Annotated in this window: 18 protein-coding genes, 1 tRNA gene and 1 pseudogene; 7 read left to right on the forward strand and 13 right to left on the reverse strand. The window is 66.8% G+C overall.

Features of this window, described 5'->3' with window-relative positions; all coding sequences use genetic code 11:
• Window positions 1-6: 6 nt before the first annotated feature.
• Both ACIBI5_RS50295 and ACIBI5_RS50300 read left to right on the forward strand, forming a co-directional pair.
• A complete protein-coding gene (locus ACIBI5_RS50295) occupies window positions 7-504 on the forward strand; it encodes a carboxymuconolactone decarboxylase family protein (RefSeq protein ID WP_397258295.1) in 498 nt (165 codons plus the stop codon).
• 238 nt (window positions 505-742) lie between these two features.
• On the forward strand, window positions 743-2,338 hold the full coding sequence (locus ACIBI5_RS50300; protein WP_397258297.1) for a GMC oxidoreductase: 1,596 nt from the start codon (window positions 743-745) through the stop codon (window positions 2,336-2,338).
• 568 nt (window positions 2,339-2,906) lie between these two features.
• Here the strand turns inward: ACIBI5_RS50300 and ACIBI5_RS50305 are convergent.
• The gene (locus tag ACIBI5_RS50305) at window positions 2,907-3,551 is read right to left on the reverse strand and encodes a TetR/AcrR family transcriptional regulator (RefSeq protein WP_397258299.1); all 645 of its coding nucleotides are present in this window, start codon (window positions 3,549-3,551) and stop codon (window positions 2,907-2,909) included.
• 211 nt (window positions 3,552-3,762) lie between these two features.
• On the opposite strand from ACIBI5_RS50305, the gene ACIBI5_RS50310 reads away from it, so the two are divergent.
• On the forward strand, window positions 3,763-4,713 hold the full coding sequence (locus tag ACIBI5_RS50310) for a zinc-binding dehydrogenase (RefSeq protein WP_397258301.1): 951 nt from the start codon (window positions 3,763-3,765) through the stop codon (window positions 4,711-4,713).
• A gap of 149 nt (window positions 4,714-4,862) precedes the next feature.
• Here the strand turns inward: ACIBI5_RS50310 and ACIBI5_RS50315 are convergent, their stop codons facing one another.
• From ACIBI5_RS50315 to ACIBI5_RS50330, 4 genes are all read right to left on the reverse strand, one after another.
• Window positions 4,863-6,533, reverse strand: a complete 1,671-nt coding sequence (locus ACIBI5_RS50315) for a TROVE domain-containing protein (protein ID WP_397258303.1) — start codon at window positions 6,531-6,533, stop codon at window positions 4,863-4,865.
• 1,270 nt (window positions 6,534-7,803) lie between these two features.
• Entirely contained in the window at window positions 7,804-8,607 is an 804-nt protein-coding gene (locus ACIBI5_RS50320) for an HNH endonuclease (RefSeq protein WP_397258305.1), read from the reverse strand.
• 786 nt (window positions 8,608-9,393) lie between these two features.
• A complete protein-coding gene (locus ACIBI5_RS50325; protein WP_397258306.1) occupies window positions 9,394-10,050 on the reverse strand; it encodes a 2'-5' RNA ligase family protein in 657 nt (218 codons plus the stop codon).
• 9 nt (window positions 10,051-10,059) lie between these two features.
• The gene (locus tag ACIBI5_RS50330; RefSeq protein WP_397258307.1) at window positions 10,060-10,845 is read right to left on the reverse strand and encodes a GntR family transcriptional regulator; all 786 of its coding nucleotides are present in this window, start codon (window positions 10,843-10,845) and stop codon (window positions 10,060-10,062) included.
• A gap of 211 nt (window positions 10,846-11,056) precedes the next feature.
• Between ACIBI5_RS50330 and ACIBI5_RS50335 the strand changes: the two are divergent.
• Window positions 11,057-11,272, forward strand: a pseudogene (locus ACIBI5_RS50335) (tyrosine-type recombinase/integrase); the annotation flags it as partial.
• Between the two features lie 64 nt (window positions 11,273-11,336).
• Here the strand turns inward: ACIBI5_RS50335 and ACIBI5_RS50340 are convergent.
• The 4 genes from ACIBI5_RS50340 to ACIBI5_RS50355 form a co-directional block, all read right to left on the reverse strand.
• Window positions 11,337-11,409, reverse strand: a tRNA-Thr gene (locus ACIBI5_RS50340).
• A 21-nt stretch (window positions 11,410-11,430) separates the two neighbouring features.
• Complete coding sequence (gene rlmB / locus ACIBI5_RS50345; RefSeq protein WP_397258309.1) at window positions 11,431-12,390, reverse strand: 23S rRNA (guanosine(2251)-2'-O)-methyltransferase RlmB; 960 nt, start codon at window positions 12,388-12,390, stop codon at window positions 11,431-11,433.
• Between the two features lie 23 nt (window positions 12,391-12,413).
• Window positions 12,414-13,805, reverse strand: a complete 1,392-nt coding sequence (gene cysS, locus ACIBI5_RS50350; protein ID WP_397258311.1) for a cysteine--tRNA ligase — start codon at window positions 13,803-13,805, stop codon at window positions 12,414-12,416.
• A 42-nt stretch (window positions 13,806-13,847) separates the two neighbouring features.
• Window positions 13,848-14,234, reverse strand: coding sequence for a PPOX class F420-dependent oxidoreductase (locus ACIBI5_RS50355; protein WP_397258313.1), 387 nt, complete (start codon window positions 14,232-14,234; stop codon window positions 13,848-13,850).
• Window positions 14,235-14,289: 55 nt separating this feature from the next.
• Here ACIBI5_RS50355 and ACIBI5_RS50360 point away from each other — a divergent pair, with 55 nt between their 5' ends.
• Both ACIBI5_RS50360 and ACIBI5_RS50365 read left to right on the forward strand, forming a co-directional pair.
• Window positions 14,290-15,141: a DUF2637 domain-containing protein gene (locus ACIBI5_RS50360; RefSeq protein ID WP_397258315.1), complete on the forward strand. Its 852-nt coding sequence runs from the start codon at window positions 14,290-14,292 to the stop codon at window positions 15,139-15,141.
• Between the two features lie 63 nt (window positions 15,142-15,204).
• Window positions 15,205-16,383 (forward strand): fumarylacetoacetate hydrolase family protein, encoded by a 1,179-nt coding sequence (locus ACIBI5_RS50365; RefSeq protein ID WP_397258323.1) that lies wholly within the window; start codon window positions 15,205-15,207, stop codon window positions 16,381-16,383.
• Here ACIBI5_RS50365 and ACIBI5_RS50370 read toward each other — a convergent pair.
• From ACIBI5_RS50370 to ACIBI5_RS50385, 4 genes are all read right to left on the reverse strand, one after another.
• The gene (locus ACIBI5_RS50370; RefSeq protein WP_397258317.1) at window positions 16,380-16,649 is read right to left on the reverse strand and encodes a GlsB/YeaQ/YmgE family stress response membrane protein; all 270 of its coding nucleotides are present in this window, start codon (window positions 16,647-16,649) and stop codon (window positions 16,380-16,382) included. The two genes, ACIBI5_RS50365 and ACIBI5_RS50370, sit on opposite strands and share 4 nt — an antisense overlap.
• Before the next feature lie 73 nt (window positions 16,650-16,722).
• The gene (locus ACIBI5_RS50375; RefSeq protein ID WP_379622670.1) at window positions 16,723-17,010 is read right to left on the reverse strand and encodes a GlsB/YeaQ/YmgE family stress response membrane protein; all 288 of its coding nucleotides are present in this window, start codon (window positions 17,008-17,010) and stop codon (window positions 16,723-16,725) included.
• A gap of 186 nt (window positions 17,011-17,196) precedes the next feature.
• Complete coding sequence (ispF, locus tag ACIBI5_RS50380; protein ID WP_397258319.1) at window positions 17,197-17,658, reverse strand: 2-C-methyl-D-erythritol 2,4-cyclodiphosphate synthase; 462 nt, start codon at window positions 17,656-17,658, stop codon at window positions 17,197-17,199.
• Between the two features lie 17 nt (window positions 17,659-17,675).
• Window positions 17,676-18,158, reverse strand: a complete 483-nt coding sequence (locus tag ACIBI5_RS50385) for a CarD family transcriptional regulator (RefSeq protein ID WP_030451583.1) — start codon at window positions 18,156-18,158, stop codon at window positions 17,676-17,678.
• Window positions 18,159-18,400: 242 nt separating this feature from the next.
• Between ACIBI5_RS50385 and ACIBI5_RS50390 the strand changes: the two genes are divergently transcribed.
• Window positions 18,401-18,973 (forward strand): copper chaperone PCu(A)C, encoded by a 573-nt coding sequence (locus tag ACIBI5_RS50390; RefSeq protein ID WP_397258321.1) that lies wholly within the window; start codon window positions 18,401-18,403, stop codon window positions 18,971-18,973.
• The last annotated feature ends 176 nt before the right edge of the window (window positions 18,974-19,149 follow it).

Here is a 19,149-nt window from a genome sequence, read left to right on the forward strand (position 1 = left end):
GCTGACATGAGGATCGACATTCCCGAGGGCAAGGACGCCATCGAGTACGTCTGGGGCGAGATGGTGCCCGGAATCGGCCCCGCCGCCTCGCACTTCTCGCTGTCGGTGTACGCCCACACCACGCTCGGGCTGCGCGAGTTCGAGGCGGCCCGGCTGCGGATCGCGCAGATCAACGGCTGTGTCTTCTGCCTCGACTGGCGGACCGAGCGCGACGGGCAGAAGGTCGAGGACACCTTCGCCGACGCCGTGACCGACTGGCCCACCACCGACGCCTTCGACGAGCGCACCCGCCTGGCCGCCGAGTACGCCGAGCGCTACGCCCTCGACCACCACGCGCTCGACGAGGAGTTCTGGGACCGGATGGCGGCCCACTACACGCAGCTCGAAATCGTCGAACTGAGCATGAGCATCGGCTCCTGGCTGGCGTTCGGCCGCCTCAACCGGGTGCTCGGCCTGGACACCGTGTGCAAGCTGCCCAGCGGAGCCTCGCCCGCCGGGAAGTGAGCGCCGAAGCCGCGACCTCACCCGGCCCGACGCCCACGACACGGCCGAAGGCACACAAGCAGCCCAAACCCGCCACCGAGCCGAGCACGCACGAACCTGAGCCCACCACCGAGTGAATCCCGTGCGAGCACCCGCCCACCGCGTCGGCCCAGCGTGAGCCCGCAAAGCCGGCCCGGGGCGGACCCGCCCGCACCAAGTGATGTCAAGGCGCGAATCCGTCGAGAGTGAGGAGTGATACATGTCGGGTGTCTCCCGTCGTGGCTTCATCGCTGGAACCGGTTCCCTCCTGGGCGCCGCGGTCCTGGCCGGTCGCGCCCCCGCGGCACGCGCCGCCGTCATCACCTCGGGCGAGCGCGTGCCCGCCCTGGTGATCGGCACCGGGTACGGCGGAGCCGTCGCCGCCCTTCGCCTGGCAGAGGCGGGCGTGGCCGTACACATGGTGGAAATGGGGATGGCGTGGGACACGCCAGGCCCCGATGGCAAGATCTTCTGCAGCACGCTCTCCCCCGACCAGCGCTCCTACTGGCTGCGCACGCGCACCAAGGCTCCCCTCAACTACTTCCTCGGCTTCCCCATCGACCGCGACATCCCTCGCTACACGGGCATCCTCGACGCGGAGGAGTTCAGCGGCATCACCGTCTACCAGGGCCGCGGCGTCGGCGGCGGCTCGCTGGTGAACGGCGGCATGGCCGTGACGCCCAAGCGCGAGAACTTCGCCACGGTGCTTCCCTCGGTGAACGCCGACGAGATGTACGCCACCTATTACCCTCGTGCCAACGCCGGTCTGGGCGTCGGCCTCATCGATCCCGCATGGTTCGACAGCACCGCGTGCTACCAGTACTCGCGCGTCGGCCGTAAGCACGCGCAGCGTTCCGGCTTCCCGTTCGTCTTCGTTCCCGACGTCTACGACTGGGACTACATGAAGCGGGAGGCCGCCGGAACCGCCACCAAGTCAGCCCTGGCCGGAGAGATCCTTTACGGCAACAACCACGGCAAGAAGTCCCTGCAACAGACCTACCTGGCCCGCGCCAAGGCGACCGGCAGGGTCACCATCTCCGCTCTCCACAAGGTCACCTCTGTCACCCCCGCGCCAGGCGGCGGCTACACCGTCGTCATCGACCAGCTCAACACCAGCGGCGCCACCACCGCCACCAAGACCGTCACCGCCGACCGCGTCTTCTTCGCGGCGGGCAGCGTCGGGACCAGCAAGCTCCTGGTGAAGCTGAAGGCCACCGGCGCGTTACCCAACCTGAGCAACGAGATCGGCAAGGGCTGGGGCGACAACGGCAACGTCATGTGCGGCCGCGCCAACCACCTCTGGGACCCGACCGGCAAACTCCAGTCGACGATCCCCTGCTCCGGCATAGACAACTGGTCAGCCGGTGGCGCCTTCGCCGAGGTCGCCCCGCTGCCAACGGGAATCGAAACGTTCGCCTCGTTCTATCTCTCGATCACCAAGAATCCGAACAGGGCCGCCTTCACCTGGAATTCCGCGACGAACTCGGTGGACCTGAACTGGCAGACATCCTGGAAACAGCCGTCCATCGACATGGCCAAAACGATCTTCGACAAGATCAACGCGAAAGAGGGCACGATCTACCGGACCGACCTGTTCGGCATCTACAAGATCTGGGGCGATCATCTCACGTATCACCCGCTCGGCGGCGCCGTACTCAACAAAGCCACCGACAACTACGGCCGCCTGACCGCCTACCCCGGCCTCTACGTCATCGACGGCGCGCTGATTCCAGGCAACACCAGCGTGAACCCGTTCGTCACCATCACCGCACTGGCCGAACGCAACATCGACACCATCATCGCCGCTGACCTCTGATCACCGCCACCCCCGGCCCAGGGTATGAATCTGCAAGATCTCCCGAGCCGGGGGTGTCCGCTTCGCCTTGACCGGGTCAGCGGATGCCATCATCTTTCCCACCCGCCTCACGAGTCCGCAGGTGAATGGCAAGATGCGCCACATGTGCCATCTGCCCAGAAAGACGTGGCGCGGCCACTTTTCGGCTAGTGCGCTGTGCGCACGACCTTCGTCGTGAGTTCGAAGATGCGAACGATGTTGCCATCGGTCCCGTCTCGGGTCTGCCCGGTATCCCGAAAGATGATCCAATAGCGGCCCGCGAGGTACTCCCGATGTTCCAGTACCCCCGGCTGGGTCCGGACGAAAAGGTCGTCGTACGCGTCACGCAGCGAATCGTTTGGGTCTACCCGAAGATAGATTTCTTCCCTATCCCCCATTTGACCATTTTCGCACGTCAGAGCCGGTGCAAGGTCTGCCCGCCGTACATCTTCCTTGGCATTTCCCCCGCGCACCATCCGCAACGCCGACCACCCCGACAGCGGGAACGGTCAACTGGTCGTCCTTCTGACCAGCGGAATCATGGCCGACGTCACAGGTCGGGCCGACCGGCCGTACCGCGGATCGCGGCCGCGACGCCGTCCAGAAACATCCTCAGCCCGAACTCGAACTCCTCATCGCTACCCACCCCCGCGATGTCGGTGGCATGCGTCACCATCCGGGGATAGGCCTGCGGATCGAGACGTTCATACAGGGTCTGACGCGCCTGCCGTTCCCCAGGATCGGTGGCGTCAAGGTAGAGGTTGAACTGCACAGAACCGATGATCAACGTGGCCAGCGCGCCCGCGGCTGCCGCCGCGTGTCTCGGACTCAGGCCCGCGCCGATGAACCGATCGACCGCGGACTCCACTCCATGAAGCGAATTCGGACCGAGCCGCTCGGTGCCACGCAGAAGCAGGGCAACGGAGGGATGACCGAGGAGGAAAGCGCGGAAGGCGCGCGCCAGCCACTCCGCCTCCGACCGCCAGTCCAGACCCGGGGGTGGCGGCCGCAGCCCCAGCCGGATGGCCCGGTCGGCCACGATGATCGTCAGCTCGTCCCGGCTGCGAACATGCCGATAGAGGGAGGACTGGTTGCAACCCAGATCCTCGGCGAGCCGCCGCATGGTCATCGCCTCGATGCCGTGCTCGTCCAGCAGTCGTAGCGCGGTGTCGGCGATCGCCTCCAGGGAGAGCATCCGGTTCCGCCGCCTGCGCGTGGATGGCTCGCCGCGCGCGAGCCACCAGGACGCGGAGCCTGGCCGATCCGGCGATGAGAGGCGGGCGCGGGTCGGTGAGCTGGGCTTCTCTCGTGTCATGTCGAAGTTCAGCCTCCCATGCCTTGCAGAAGCAAAACGAGATCGCTTAGCTTAAGCGAACAAGGTTCGCTTAAGAGACGGGGAAAACAGAGTGCTGGTTGTCAGGAACACCGCCGACGGGATCCAGGTGCAGGACGTGGTCGACCCGGAGGGGCCGGGCGTCCGGCTGGACATCGCGTCGACGGGGATCTGCGGCACGGATGTCGCGTTCGTCGCGAACGGCCACCAAGGCTTCACATACGGCCATGAATTCGCCGGTACGGTCGACGGTGCCGCCTTCGTGGTAGAGCCGTCCATCTACTGCGGCCGTTGCCCGGAATGCACGGCCGGCCATACCCAGCGCTGCGCCGACCCGGCGCACGGCACGCTGGGCATCTTCCGGGATGGCGGAATGGCCGAGTCCGTGGTGGTCCCGGAATACACGCTGCTGCCGCTGCCCGCCGGCCTGCCCGTACACGATGCCTGCCTGGTGGAACCCGCCGCCGTCGCATGGCACGGCGTGCGAAAGTCCGGATTGCGGCCCGGCGAAAGAGTGGTCGTCGTCGGCGGAGGATCCATCGCACTCCTCGCGGCCGCCGTCGCGCGCCACCTGGGCTTCGACGTAGATCTGGAAGCCCGCTACGAGCACCAGACGTCAGCCGCGAAGCGCCTCGGCGCAGGACGCCCGCAGGGCGCGTACGACGTCGTCATCGACGCCGCCGGCAGCTCATCAGGCCTGGCCCGATGCGCCGAACTGGCCGCGGCCGGCGCACGGATCATCGTGCTGGGCGTCTACAACGACACCATCGGCATCCCGGCGGCACACAGCCTCATCAAGGAGCTGACCTACACCAACGCCATGGCCTACGGCCGACCCGGCGGCGTGCGCGAGTTCGGCCAGGCCGCGGACATGCTCGCCACCCGGCCCGAGATCGCAGAAACCGTCATCACCCACCGATTCCCGCTGAACGCCGCCGCCGAAGCGTTCCGAGTCGCCCGCGACAGATCCGCAGGAGCGATCAAGGTAGTCCTGGAGCCGCCCCTCTGCCAGCGAGCGCCCTGAGCCTCCGCCATCGCCTTGTTGGCGACCACGTCCGTCTCGACCTGGCGGCGCGAGGTATGACTTCACCCCCCGACCGGCAAAGCCCTTGACCTGGATCTCTCCTGGCCAAGGGCATGCGTACGCTGAAGTCCGATTTGGCGTTGCCCAGGTCAGCGCACGAAGCCGTTGACGATGAGCGGCAGTGAAGCGTCCATCCCCGCGACGTTCAGGACGCCGTCGTCCTTGGGATCGCCGATCGAGTAGCCCGCCGCGGTCATCGCGGCCACGACCACACGGGCGGCCGGGCTGACGGAACGGCGGTAGGCGGCCAGAGCCTGCGCCGGGTGTGAGCGGCCGGCCCAGGTCTCGTTGTCGGTGAACACGACGATGCCGTCCACGTTGAGCCTCTCCCGCTTCGCCCAGGTGAACGGCAGCGACAGGTCGGTGCCGCCGCCCGAGGGCCGCCACCGTGCGATCTCGCGCAGGTTGGTACGCGGCGTCACCTTCGAGGCGTGGACGCTGGTGTCCACGTCGATGACGTGCACGTTGCCCTTCTCGATGCGGGACAGCATGACGGCCATGGCACAGCCGACCTCGTACGGGGAGCCGATTGTGGAGCCGCCCACGACGACGCCGCTGCTCCATTGGCTGCTCATGGATCCAGATGAGTCCACTGCGATCAGCAGCCGCTTGCCGGACGGCTCGACGGTGCCGAAGGCCAGCTCGTACGTCTCCTCCAGCGCGTCCAGAATCGCAGGTACGGGCTTCCAGGTCTGGACGTCGGCGCGCGGGTTGGGCTGCGCCTGGCCGGAGCTGTAGACGCGCATGGCGAGCCAGGCGTCCATCGGGTGGATCCGGGCGCGCAAGATCGCCTCCCGGTCCGTAAGCCGCAGCACCGCCCGCGAAGTCGCCTCCGACATCGGCTTGAGGGCGCCGATGCGTGTCATGCGGGCCAGGTTGCGGATCAGGGCGGTCAGGCCGACCGTCTCGATCAACGCCTCCCACACCGTGCTCTCGCGCAGCATCGCGTCCGGCAGGAACTCCCACGGCACGTTCGCCTCCGTGACGACCCGTACCGCCTCGGCCGGCGTGGTGGCCGCCTTCGCGGTCAGGAACCGGTCCACCGCGGGCAGCTCGGCGCGGGCCTCATCGTCGGCGACATTGCCGGCGATCCAGCCGAACAGGACCTTGCGCTGGCCGTTATCGGCTGCCGGGTGAGCGATGCGCAACACATCCCGCAGGTCGAACGTCTCACCCTGCGGCGTCTTCCGCTGGCGAGCCTTGCACGCCTTGAACGCCACGCTGTCGGCGTCGCCGGTCAGGAACCAGGAACCGAGCGCCGTACGCAGCGAACGGCCGACCGTGGGCGCCGTGCCTCGGCCGGTCCGCTTTCCACCCAGGTTCTTGTAGTAGCCGAAGAACTGGGCCAGGTGGTCGGTGGTGCGGGCGACCTTCGCCAGCGCGACCTTCGCCGCCTGCCGGGTGTCCGGATCACCCATGGCGTAGCACGCGGCCAGCGCGAACAGAGCAGGACGCGCCTTCGGAGCCCGCGGCGGGCGAGCCGTCGAGATCTCGGTGAGCAGCCGGACAACCCGCGGGCCGTCCTCGGCGATGGCGGAGAACAGCACGCCGGCGTTGTCACGGGTGAGCTTCTGCTCGCTCACGTAGTAGGTGCCGCCCGTGGTGCCGAGGATGAGGAAGTCCTCCACCTTGGCCCACAGGTCCTTGTCGAAGACGTAGCCGCCGGCGGCGTTCTTGACCTGGTCGTTGCGGCCGGGGATCGGCTGCGTCTGCGGGGTGACGATCGCGGAGACATTCGCGAGGGGATCACGTACGGCCATGGATGCGCTCCTTCGATTCGACCCGCCCAAGGGGCGGATATGACGAAGGGGAGCGGATGTGGTGATGACCGCCGAGTAAATCAGACGCGCTACCAAACTGCGCCACCACCCGAAACTTCGGGTGAGCAGGAATCGAACCTGCGACCTTCTGATCCCGATAACCGACGACCTTCGACCCGCTCCCCTGCTCGTCAGCCCTGCCAGCGGAACGGATGTGGGGGACTCACCGGTGTTAAGGCGTCCTTGGCCGCTAGACGACAGGCCGACGTGGCCGACCCGGCAGGATTCGAACCTGCGTCACCCGCATGAGAGGCGATAACCGATAGAGATTCGACCCGTACCGCTGGCAGAGCTGACGAGCGATCAGGTCTGGAACTGACACGGATGTAGGTGCGCCCACCGGCATTAAGAGCTCTGCCAATTGAGCTACGGAGACCCAGGCCTCCGACGGGACTCGAACCCGCAACCTCTCCATTAACAGTGGATAACCGACGAGACTTCGACCCGCGCCAGCACCAGACCTGACCAGCCCACACGACCCGGGAGAAGCGCAGATGCGTTGAAGACAACCGACGCTCTTCGACCCGCGCCCTTCAGGTCCCGTGAACTGTCTCCTACGGTATCGATCAGCGTGCCGCGTCACACCTGAATATCCGACGGATCGGCCACGGCCATCATCCCGCCACCGAAACTCTCTACCAGGGCACACACCTACACGTCCGAAAGCGCTCCCCCGCCCGCAGCAGGGCTCGCCTCGCCCGCCCGCGTGAGTTGATCTGGCAACCGTCTAGCAAAACGGAAACGCCGCTACTGAGATGATCTCAGGAGCGGCGTTTCCCTTGTTCAAGCACAGAGCCGACGAGGGGAATCGAACCCCTGACCTTCTGTTTACAAGGGCAGGGCAGACCGCACGCCGATCGCTCTCGCATGGACCTGAGCAGCTGGCATAGACAGGCGCTGTGCGGTTGTGCAAGTCGGCGTTGCTGTACTGGTTGCTGTACAGCAGACCTCAGCCCTCGGACTCGGTGGCAAGGGCCGACGAAGTCGGTCCGTGGCAGCCGATCGCCCCAGCAACAACGATGAGTACCGAAGTGAGCGATCGTCACGGCCTCGACCACCTCGATGCGAAGCCACTTGATCGTGAAACCGATAGGGCTCGTCCTGCCGCCTGACCTGCATAAGTAATCCACTGAGATCCTGGACGTCCGTGTTTGCGTGCCTCGATCGTCACCCAGTTAGTCACTCACTCACCGATTAAGCCACCCGCATCTCATGCCCCGGAGACCGGAGAAGGATCCAGCAAGTGCAGCGGCCCAGATGGCCACGGCAGTAGTTTTCCCGATAGCGAGTACCGAAGCTCTTCATTAGCACGGGCTCCTATACTTGCGGATACCTCCTCAAGCGTTCTGAAGTCCTCTGGACCGGGTAGAAAAACCATGTGCTGACCGGCTGCCACCAATAGACATTCACGGCCATGCTCCTGTTGAACAATCCATATCTGTCGACCATGAGGGTCGCGTTCAGCATCGTAGGCGCTCAGAATAGGAAGCTCGCTCGTCGACACTCCTGCCAAGTGGTCGCGAATCGGTTGCAGTGTCGACCTGAGGATGTATTTCCACCCGAGCAGCGCGAACGCAACAAGATAGCCGGTACGCATCCACGAGATGCGAGCCCGCGCAGGATCATAATTAATCCGAGCACTGATCGTGACCTTGAAGTCAGTCTTGCCCGATTTACTCAGCGCCTCCATATGGCTGTCCAAACGCTCCGTCTCGGATGGGTTGGAGATTCTTGGATCGCCTGAGGCGTAAAAGCCGCTCAGGCCGGTACGCCGCAGAAAAACGTTGGACTCGATACCATCTATACCAAATCTGGCAACTACAGCTTGGCTACTCTCGCCTGCCACAAAGCTCTTGACTTGGCTCGCACGATGGGCAGCACCATCGAACTTGCTACCCTGATCGTTATTGCATCTCCGGCAAGTCAGCACCAACTCCTTGCCACCGAGCGCCTTCGGCGGCACGTGCTCTACAGTAAGTTCGCGGGTTTCGAATTCTTCGATCGTTAGCGCCATGTTGAGACAGAGCGGGCAGAGATACCAGTCCTCCTCGGTAGGAAACCCACCTTCTCGCCCTGTCTCACGCGCGACCGCACGTAAGGTTTGTGCCCCTACGCGAAACCACTCTGCGTGTTTTGCCCGCATGCCTAACGATGGTATTCAGGTGCTCGATCAACCGTCAACAGACTTTGGAAGAAGCGATATTCCGCCTAATCGACATCTTGAACCAGGACAAACGATCAATCGCTAGAGCCACGTGACCTGATTGGTACCCGCCGCCAACACCCGACTCCTGATCACCTCGCACGCCGTCGACCCACCGCGAAGCGGCAGCGGGCCGGGGACAGAGTGTCAAGCTCGGCTTCGCGTGTACGTTCGCCGGTCGCAGTTCCTCGATCATGTGTTGTCCTGCGGTCACAGCCGGGCTTGATACTGAGGAGTCGTTCTGCTGGGCTTGCCCGAGTCGATGGTGTGCGAGTGATCAGCCCTCAGCCACCCATCAACGTCCAGGGCCGTATGGTGATCACCTCGGTGCCGGAATACTCCCGCCGGAGACATCCTTTGGCCTTATCGGCTCAGTCGAGTGGCCGACGTCTCGCATAGTGCTGGTGAATGTCCTGCACGTGGTTCTGTCTGCGTTCGATGGTGCGGCGGGGTGGCCGGGCGGGACCGGCCCGGAGAGGCCGCACGCCCGCCCGGACTGCCCGGCCGCCCGCCGCCGATCGGGCGGCGGCTTGAACCCGTATAGAAGGTTGTAACCACTGGCCTGCTGTCAGGTCGTCTCGCCTGTTCTGCTGCCGCTCAGGCGTCGTTCTCGGCTCCCAGCGACACGACCGTGTGAGTGTTCCAGCGGTACACCCATTCCGGCTCTAGGACTCGGTTCTGGACGATCAGCGCGACGCGATCGACATTCACCTTGGCCGGCTCCGCTTCGACACCGCTCAGCGCCTCCACGTAGGGCCGCGCTGGTCCTGACGTGTTTATGTAGCTCAGACTTATGTGCGGGCGGAATCCTCTGACCTGCTCTGCCGCCGTAGGAGCCTTGCCCGCCACCTCGGCGATTCCGCTTCTGATCTCGTCCCAGATCTCGTGCAGTGGTCCGACCGGAGTGGGAGCAAGAGCTACCCCCTCCCCCATGACTGCCGGACGGTGGAACGTCAGCTCAACCGGTGTGAGCTTTCCCAGACGTGCGTCGACCGTGGCCGTGACGCGGTCGAGCAGCTCGTTGTCCACTTCATCGGCCCATCCCACTACTTGCAGGGTGAGGTGCAGCCACTGCGCCGGGATCGGGTTGTGGCTTCCGACTGTCGCGAGGGCGGTCTGGTAGCGCTCAACGAGCTGATGGAGCTGTGGCGCGCCTTCGAAGGTGAGGTGCCAGGTGTAGACCCGGCGGCCCGGCCGCCAGCCTTCTCGGGGCCACCAGTGAGAGCGCACTTCGTCCACGTTGCGGATGGTCATCGGCCTGCCTCAGATCTGGGAGGGCGTGTCCGGGACGTTCGTCTCCTGCTCGATCAAGTACTCATCGATGATGATTACCCGGTCCGCGGGCCAGATCGACTCTGAGACTTCCAGAATCGCGTCATCTTCCGCCCGGGCGGTGTGGATAACGTGCAGGACCTGCGCACCCTGCGTCAAGCCGAGAGTGACGGTTTCCTCCGGTGTGGCGCTGCGGGCGATCCATTGGTCGCGGGCATGGTGGTAGCGCTTGCCGCTGAGATCTTCCACGCAGAGGAACAGCGCCTTGGGGACGACCTCCCGCTTCTCCAGGAAGGTGCCTCGGGCGATGTCCGCCGGGATGTAGCTCGCGCCGATCTCTTCCGGGGTGTCGGTGTTCTTGTCGTACAGGACGCGGCGGCGGGCGATGACCACGGTGTCTTCGGGCACTCCCATGGCCTCGGCGATGGGTGCCGACACTTTCTCCGGTCCGGCGAACACGATGTCGTGGCGCAGGTGCGAGGTGAGGAGCTTGCCGTCGCTGCGGGCCCGGCCGTAGCGGCATCGGAAGCGGCGTTCGAGCCGGTGGTCTTGCCGTACGAAGGTGCCGATGCCGTGCTTGGACTCCACGACGCCTTGTGATCGCAGGACTCCTACGGCCTGGCGGATGGTCGGCAGGCTGACTTTGAAGCGTTCTGCCAGAGCCGTTTCCGCAGGAAGCCGTTCGCCGGGTTGGTAGCGGCCTTCCTGGATGTCGTGCCGCAGGGCCTCCGCGATTTGCTGGTATTTCGGGGCGAATCCGCCCAGACCTGATGTCACTGTTCCGCCTCGCTGATGTCCGAACAGTAAAACTGCTCTCACCACGAACTCTACTCCTCATTAGGAGTTGAGGACCTGAGGTCTGGAGGACCACCATACGTAACCTCCCCGTCGACATCACCGCCCTGGACTTCATCGTCGCTGGCGATTCTGAGCCGAAGATCGTGGACCGCGCCACCGGCGAGGTCAAGAGGGACGCCGAAGGACGGGACGCATCCGCTTCCACGACACCCGGCACACCTGTGCCTCACTCCTGGCCGCTCTCGACGTGCACCCGCGCGTGGCGATGCGGTTCCTCCGCCACTCACAGATCAGCGTGACCATGAACGTCTACACCCAGATCCCAAGCCCTGAGACCCGTAAGGCACTCGACCGGCTCAACGATCGGCTTGCTAACGGCGATCAAGGCCAGGACCAGGCAAGCTAGCGCGATTGCTGTATAGAGATCAAAAAGGCCCCTTCCAAGACGCGGAAGGGGCCTTCTAGCTGCGAGCCGACGAGGGGAATCGAACCCCTGACCTTCTGTTTACAAGACAGATGCTCTGCCGATTGAGCTACGTCGGCACAGCCCATCAGTGTAGACGCTCACCCACGCCGATGACGAGCCACCTCATACAAGGTAACCCCAGCCGCCACCCCAGCGTTCAGCGACTCGGCCGCGGCCTGCATGGGAATCCTGGCCAGCGCGTCACACTGCTCCCGTACCAACCGGGACAACCCCTTCCCTTCCGACCCCACCACGACGACAAGCGGCTCGGTGAAGAGGGAGACGTCGCCGATCTCCACGGTCCCCTCTCCGTCGAGGCCGACGACGAACAGGCCGGCCTCCCGGTACTCCCGCAGTGCCGCGGTGAGGTTGGACGCGCGGGCGACGCGGAGGTTGGCGAGGGTGCCGGCGGAGGTCTTCCAGGCGCCGCCGGTCACCCCGGCGGAGCGGCGGGAGGGGATGAGCATGCCGTGGGCGCCGAAGGCGGTGGCGGAGCGGGCGATGGCGCCGAGGTTGCGGGGGTCGGTGACGCCGTCCAGGGCCACGATCAGCGGGATCTCGGCGGCGTCCTCGGCCAGGGTGATCAGTTCGGTGGGGTGGGCGTAGTCGTAGGCGGGGATCTGCAGGGCGATGCCCTGGTGGACGGCGCCCTCGGTCAGGCGGTCGAGTTTGTCGCGGCTGACCTCCAGCAGGGCGATGCCCTGCTCTGCCGCGATCTTGATGGAGTCGCGGACGCGGTCGTCGTTCTCCAGGCGCTGGGCGACGTAGAGGGCGCTGGCGGGGACGCCCGCCAGCATGGCCTCCAGGACCGGGTTGCGGCCGCCGATGTACTCGGGGGCGTCCTCGGAACGCCGCTGGCGGGCCGGTTGCCGGCCGGCGCCGCCCTTGGCCTCGCGGGCGATGCGCTCCTCGCGGGACTTGTCCTTGAACCAGTGGCGCATGTGGGCGGGCGGCGTCGCGCCCTTGCCCTCAAGGCTGCGCCGCTTCTGCCCACCGGTGCCCTTGGCCGGGCCCTTCTTCTTCGCCGGTCGACCGGACGCCCTACCACCTGCTGCCATGGGACCAAGGGTACCGGCGAAATTCAGCGCGCCAGTTCCCAGCGCGGACCGTGCGGGGTGTCCTCGACGACGATGCCGAGGGCGGTCATCTGGTCGCGGATGGCGTCGGCGGCCGCGTAGTCCTTGCGCTCCCTGGCGGCCTTGCGCTGCTCCAGCGCCACCGCCACCAGCGCGTCGACGACGGGCTTGAGGTCGGAGCCGCCGGTGCGCCACTGGGGCGAGCGGGGGTCGAGGCCCAGGACGTCAAGCATGTTCTGGGTCTCGGCCAGCAGGCGGGCCACCGCCTCCTTGTCGCCCTTGGACAGCGCGACGTTGCCCTCCCTGACGACCTCGTGGATGACGGCCACGGCCTGCGGGGTGCCGAGGTCGTCGTCGAGGGCGTCGACGAAGGCCTGGGGAAGGGGCGCGTCGGCGTCCACGTCGTGGATGACCTCGGCGGCCCTGGTCACGAAGCCCTCGATGCGCTGGTACGCCGCTGCCGCCTCCAGCAGCGCCTCCTCCGAGTAGTCGATGGAGGAGCGGTAGTGCGGCACGGCCAGGTAGTAGCGCAGCTCGACCGGCCGCACCTTCTGCACCAGGTCGGGGATGAGCAGCGAGTTGCCCAGCGACTTGCTCATCTTCTCGGCGCCGATCTTGAGCATGCCGTTGTGCATCCAGTAGCGGGCGAAGCCGTCGCCGGCCGCCTGCGACTGGGCGATCTCGTTCTCGTGGTGCGGGAAGATCAGGTCGAGCCCGCCGCCGTGGATGTCGAAGGTGGGGCCCAGGTATTTGGTGACCATGGCCGAGCACTCCAGGTGCCAGCCGGGCCGTCCGGGTCCGAACGGCGTCGGCCAGGTCGGCTCGCCCGGCTTCTCGCCCTTCCACAGGGCGAAGTCGCGCGGGTCGCGCTTGTGGGAGTCGTCGTCGCAGTCGAAGGCGGGCCGCATGTTCTCCAGCCGCTGGTTCGACAGCGAGCCGTAGCGGTCGGCGTAGGAGCGTACGTCGAAGTAGACGTCGCCGCCCGAGGCGTAGGCGTGGCCGCGCTCGATCAGCCGCTCCATCAGCGTGATCATCTCGGGCACGTGGCCGGTGGCGCGCGGCTCGACGGTGGGCGGAAGGCAGCCCAGCGTGTCGTAGGCCCAGGTGAAGGCGCGCTGGTTGCGCTCGGCCACAACGAACCAGGGCACGCCTTCCTCGGCCGACACCCTGATGATCTTGTCGTCGATGTCGGTGACGTTGCGGCAGAAGGTCACGTCGTAGCCGGAGCGCGTCAGCCAGCGCCTGAGCACGTCGAAGTTGACGCCCGAGCGGATGTGCCCGATGTGCGGGGGCGCCTGCACGGTGGCCCCACACAGGTAAATCGACGCCCGGCCGGCTTCGACCGGAACGAATTCACGGATGGCGCGCGTGCTGGTGTCGTAAAGGTGCAGGCTCACGAAAGAAAGGCTAACGCCTCGGGTGGCGTCGCATGCCGACAATCACCCCTTGAGAAAGACCTTCTCCGGACGTACCCGGACGATCAGCCTTTCCGCGCCCGCATGCTCCTGCCAGGCCCCGCCGGTGTACTTGCGCGACAGCTCCTGGATGAGGTCGCCCGCGGGGTCCTCTTCCAGGGTGACCACGCCGCGTACCTCGGCGTACCTGAACGGGTTGTCCGGGTCGATGACGACGATGCTGGTGCGCGGGTCGCGCTCGTAGTTGCGCGGCTTGCGCCGGCCCTTGACGGTCGAGAACAGGATGTCGTCGCCGTCCGTGCGCACCCAGATCACCGACGCCTGCGGTCCGCCGTCCGGATTGATGCTGGTCACCGTCGCGTAGTTGGGGCCGTCGAACAGCCTCCGCACCTCGTCGGAGAGCTCTGCCATGGAATCTCCCTTGATCGCTTGCTGTCACCCATTCTTCTGTAGTCTCGAATTCGCCATGGAAGTGACTCCCCCCTCCACGTTGCGCCGCCTGGGCCTCGCCCTTGCCGGACTCGCGGTGGCCGCCCTGACCGGCGCCGCCTGCGCCCTGTCCTTCGACGATCTGCGCGAGCTGGCCATCCTCGGTGAGGCCCGGCCCGACCTCGCGTTCCTCTATCCGGCCGCGTTCGACGCGGTGCTCGTGGTCGCCCTGACCGGTGTCCTGCTGCTGCGCGCGGCCCGGCCGCTGGTGCGCGCCCAGGCCGCGACGGCGCTCGTGCTGCTGATCGTCGCGGCCGCGGCGGTCAACGTGGCGACGGCGCTGCGCTTCTCCTTCGATGTACGGCAGGCCGCCCTGGGCGTGGCCCTCGCCCCATGGATCATGCTGGCCGTGGCGCTGTGGTTGTGGCTGCTCCTGATCAAGCACGTGCAGGCGGGACGCGCGGCCGTACCGGAGGAGGCGGAGCCCGAACCGGACATCGTGCCCTTCCACCGGCCCGAGCCACCCAAGACGGAGGAACAGCCGCCACTGTCGGAGCGGGTCACCCGCTGGTCGGCCCCAGAACCGGAACCGGAACCGGCACCGGAACCAGAACCAGAGCCGGAGAAAGAGCCGGAGCCGGAAGAAGAGCCCGAGCCTGTGCGCTGGGGTGACCGCGTCAAGCCGACTGACGTGCTCGTCCACCCCAGGACGCCGGAGGTCACCGACCGGGACGCCGACACCCAGCCGGTACGGGTGTTCGCGGAAGAGGAACGGGAACAGGTCGCCGACCCCGGCCACGGCCCCGAGCAGGCCGACGACGGCGAGCGGGACGAAGCCCCCGCGCCCTCGGGACGCCTGCGCAGCACCCCGTTACCCCCTGAGGAATGAAAGTTTGACCGTACGCCCACGGCCCCCTGACCCGGGTGAGGGAATCAGCCAGCCGTGGCGATCATGTCGTGGGTGCCGGTCCCCGAGGGAAGCGACTTCCCTCTGCTCAACCTCCCCTTCGGCGTGTTCTCGCGCCGCGGGGAGCTGCCGCGGGTGGGGGTGGCGATCGGCGAATACGTCCTCGACATGCACCTGCTCACGACGCAGGGCGCGCTGCCGCCCGCGTACTGGTTCGCCAGCGGCACGCTCAACTCCTTCCTGGCCGCGGGTCCGAGGGTGTGGCACAACGTCCGCGCCGACCTGCTGGAGCTGCTCACCGACGAGAGCCGCAGGCCGCACGTCCTTCCCGCGCTGACGCCGCTCAAGGAGGTGCGGCTGCACCTGCCGTTCAACGTGGCGGACCTGCTGCTGTTCCAGACGTCGCTGGAGCACGCCACGAACGTGGGCCGCATGTTCCTGCCGCCCGAGCGCGATCCGCTGCCCCGCACGTGGCGCCACATGCCCGTCGGCCAGTACGGCAGAGCCGCCGCCGTCACCGTGTCGGGGGCGCCGGTCGTACGCCCGAGCGGCCAGCTGAGACGCGGCCACGTGGGCCCGACGGCCAAGCTGGACCTGTCGGCCGAGCTCGGATACGTGGTCGGGGTGCCGTCGGCGCCGCCGTACCCGCTGAGCACCTCCGACTTCCCCGCCCACGTCTTCGGCGCCGTGCTGGTGAACGCCTGGCGGGCCTGGGACCTGATGGCGTGGGAGGCGCGGCCGATGGGGCCGTTCCTGGGGCAGGCGTTCATGGTGTCGATCTCGCCGTGGGTGGTGCCGCTGTCGGCGCTCAACCACGCGCGTACGGCCCAGCCCGTCCAGGACCCCGAACCGGCGGACTACCTGACGATCAAGGACGACGTGGCCATCCGGGCCGAGCTGGACGTCCGCCTGAACGGCCTGACGGTCGCCAAGCCCGAGTACCAGGGGCAGTACTGGACCGGCGCGCAGATGCTCGCGCACGCCTCTGTGACGGGCTCTCCGGTGCGCACGGGCGATCTCCTGGCCACCGGTCCCGTCGGGGGCTCAGGCACGCTCCTGGACCTCACCTGGAACGGCAGAGACCCGCTCGGGATGCCTGACGGCTCCGAGCGGGTCTTCTTGCGCGACGGCGACATGGTGCGCGTCACCGCCTCCGTCCCCGCGGCCGATGGTTCGCGCCTGGGGTTCGGCGGGGTCGCGGGGACCGTCTATCCCGCCGTCTAGGTCCTGCCGCCCCGGCGCAGCCCCGCGACGAGGCCGACGCCGACGACGGCCAGGACGACCTGCATCACGAGTTCGATCCAGTCGGGGCCCGAGGTGTTCTCCACGCCGATCGCCTGGGCGATGAACGTGCCGACCAGAGCCGCGACGATGCCGACGACGATGGTGAGGATCCACCCGATGGCCTGCTTGCCGGGAATCAGCAGCCGGCCGATCGCACCGATCACCGCGCCGATCACGATGGCGCCGAGGATGGACTGGATGGTCATGTGGGCACCTCCCGGTAAGTGTGAGACCTTCACACCCACAGACTGAGGTCTACCCCGTCGTTCGTGAATATTCCTACGCGGCGGGACCCGACGTCCCCGAGCCTCGCGTGGCCTGCATGCGGGCGACCAGCCAGACGCCGACCACGGCGAGCGCGAGCTGGAGGATGTGTTCCAGCCAGTCGATGCCGCGGGTGTCCGCCCAGCCGAACACCTGGGCGATCAGCGTGCCGAGCAGGGCGGCGACGATGCCGACGATGAGGGTCAGGCCGATGGACATGTTCTGCTTGCCCGGCACCAGCAGCCGGCCGAGCGCGCCGACGATGGCACCGATGACGATCGCCGAGACGATGGCTCCGATCATGACAAGGTCCCCCCAGATCCACTTGTCGCTTCACAAAGGGTTTACCCGACATTACGGAGAGCTACGCATGGGAAGAGCGGCGGTCCGTACCGCGCCAGTGACGGACCGCCGCTCCCCTGAGTCGACGGGCTAAGGGCACCACCCGCCGGGATACCTCAACGCATCCCGACATAAGACGCCTTACGGCTACGCGAGGTTCACCACGAGAGCCGTGGCGATGGCGCCGATTCCCTCGCCCCTGCCGGTGAAGCCGAGCCCGTCGGTCGTCGCCGCGGACACGCTCACCGGAGCGCCCACGATCGCGCTCAGGACCTTCTCGGCCTCAGCGCGCCGCGGAGCCAGCTTGGGCCGGTTTCCTACCACCTGGACGGCCACGTTGCCGATCTGGAATCCGGCCTCGCGCACGAGGCGTACGGTCTCCTCCAGCAGCACCGCGCCGGACGCGCCCGCCCAGCGGGGGTCGGAGGTGCCGAAGACGGCGCCGAGGTCGCCCATGCCGGCCGCCGACAGCAGCGCGTTGCAGGCCGCGTGGGCGACCGCGTCCGCGTCGGAATGGCCGTCGAGCCCGGTCTCGCCCGGCCAGTGCAGGCCGGCGAGATGAAGTTCGCGCCCAGATGCGAACGGGTGGACGTCGATACCGACGCCCACCCGGGGAAGTTGCGCGTTCAGGAGTTGAGAACCTCGTCAAGCAGGGCCTCGGCCTTGTCCTCATTGGTCTTCTCGGCGAGTGCGAGCTCGCTCACGAGAATCTGCCTGGCCTTGGCGAGCATGCGCTTCTCACCCGCGGAAAGGCCGCGCTCGCGGTCCCTCCGCCACAGGTCCCGAACCACCTCGGCGACCTTGTTGACATCGCCGGAAGCGAGCTTCTCGAGATTGGCCTTGTAACGGCGAGACCAGTTGGTCGGCTCCTCGGTGTGCGGCATCCTGAGAACGTCGAAAACCCGCTCGAGGCCTTCCTGGCCGACAACATCACGTACGCCGACAAGTTCTGCGTTTTCTGCTGGCACCTGGACGGTTAGGTCGCCCTTGTCGACCTTGAGCACCAGGTAGGTCTTTTCCTCACCCTTGATGGTTCGGGTCGTGATTGCTTCGATCCGAGCAGCCCCATGGTGGGGGTAGACGACAGTGTCGCCGACCTGGAAAGTCATGTGACAAGTACCCCTTCCGCTGTACTCCAGGGTACCACGCATCCACAGCCTCCCGGAACAGTGAAATCACCATAACTGCAGGTCAAAGCCGCATATTAGGGGTTGACATCCCTTCAACTCTGTGAATCACAAATGCTGACATACCGAATGACCTGCAGGGGCGCGGATATGACCATGGAATAGGCCGGATATGGTGGGCGCTGCCCACTCACACGCACGCGCGAGACCTAGGAGTTACCCCCGTGACCAGCCGTCGCTGGATTGTCGCCGCCGCCGCGTTCCTCGCGGCCCCCGTGCTGGCCGGCTGTGCCGCTGGGTTCGACGCCAACACCAACAAGCCGTACGCACCCGTCGAAGCCGGTGCACTCATCCAGAACGGCGCGTACGGCGCCCGCGGCGTCCAGATCCCCCAGGCGTTCATCCTCGGCCCCGACGCGGGCGCACAGCTCGCCCAGGGCGGCCAGGCCCCCGTCTACCTCAACGTGATCAGCCCCGCGGGCGACGCCATCCAGGCCGTCAGCTCCGACGTCGGCGCGGCCAAGCTGGCGACGCCCATCACGATCCCGGCGGGCGTGCTCACCAGCACCGGCAAGCCGACGCCCCAGATCATCATCCAGGGCCTGTCCAAGCCGCTGCACGGCGGCGAGAGCGTGCGCCTGTCCGTCCAGTTCGCCAAGGCGGGCCAGGTCGACCTGCACGTGCCGGTGGTCACCCGCAGCCGCGAGTTCGCCGCCTACCCCGCGGCCCCCGGCGCCACCCCCGCGCCGTCCCCCACGCCCTCCGCCAGCCACACGGCCACGACGGGCGGGCACTAAGGCGTGTTTCATAAGTCGCGGAGCCATTGGTTGATGGCGGCGATGGTGACGGTGGCCTCGAAGCGGACGGCGAGTTTGTCGTAGCGGGTAGCCATGCCACGGTTGTGCTTAAGCTGGTTGATGCCACATTCCACAGCGTGGCGCAGCCGGTAGAGGACGGGGTCGAAGCCCGGTGG

The sequence above is a fragment of the Nonomuraea sp. NPDC050540 genome (genome assembly GCF_044457485.1).
GTDB lineage: Bacteria > Actinomycetota > Actinomycetes > Streptosporangiales > Streptosporangiaceae > Nonomuraea.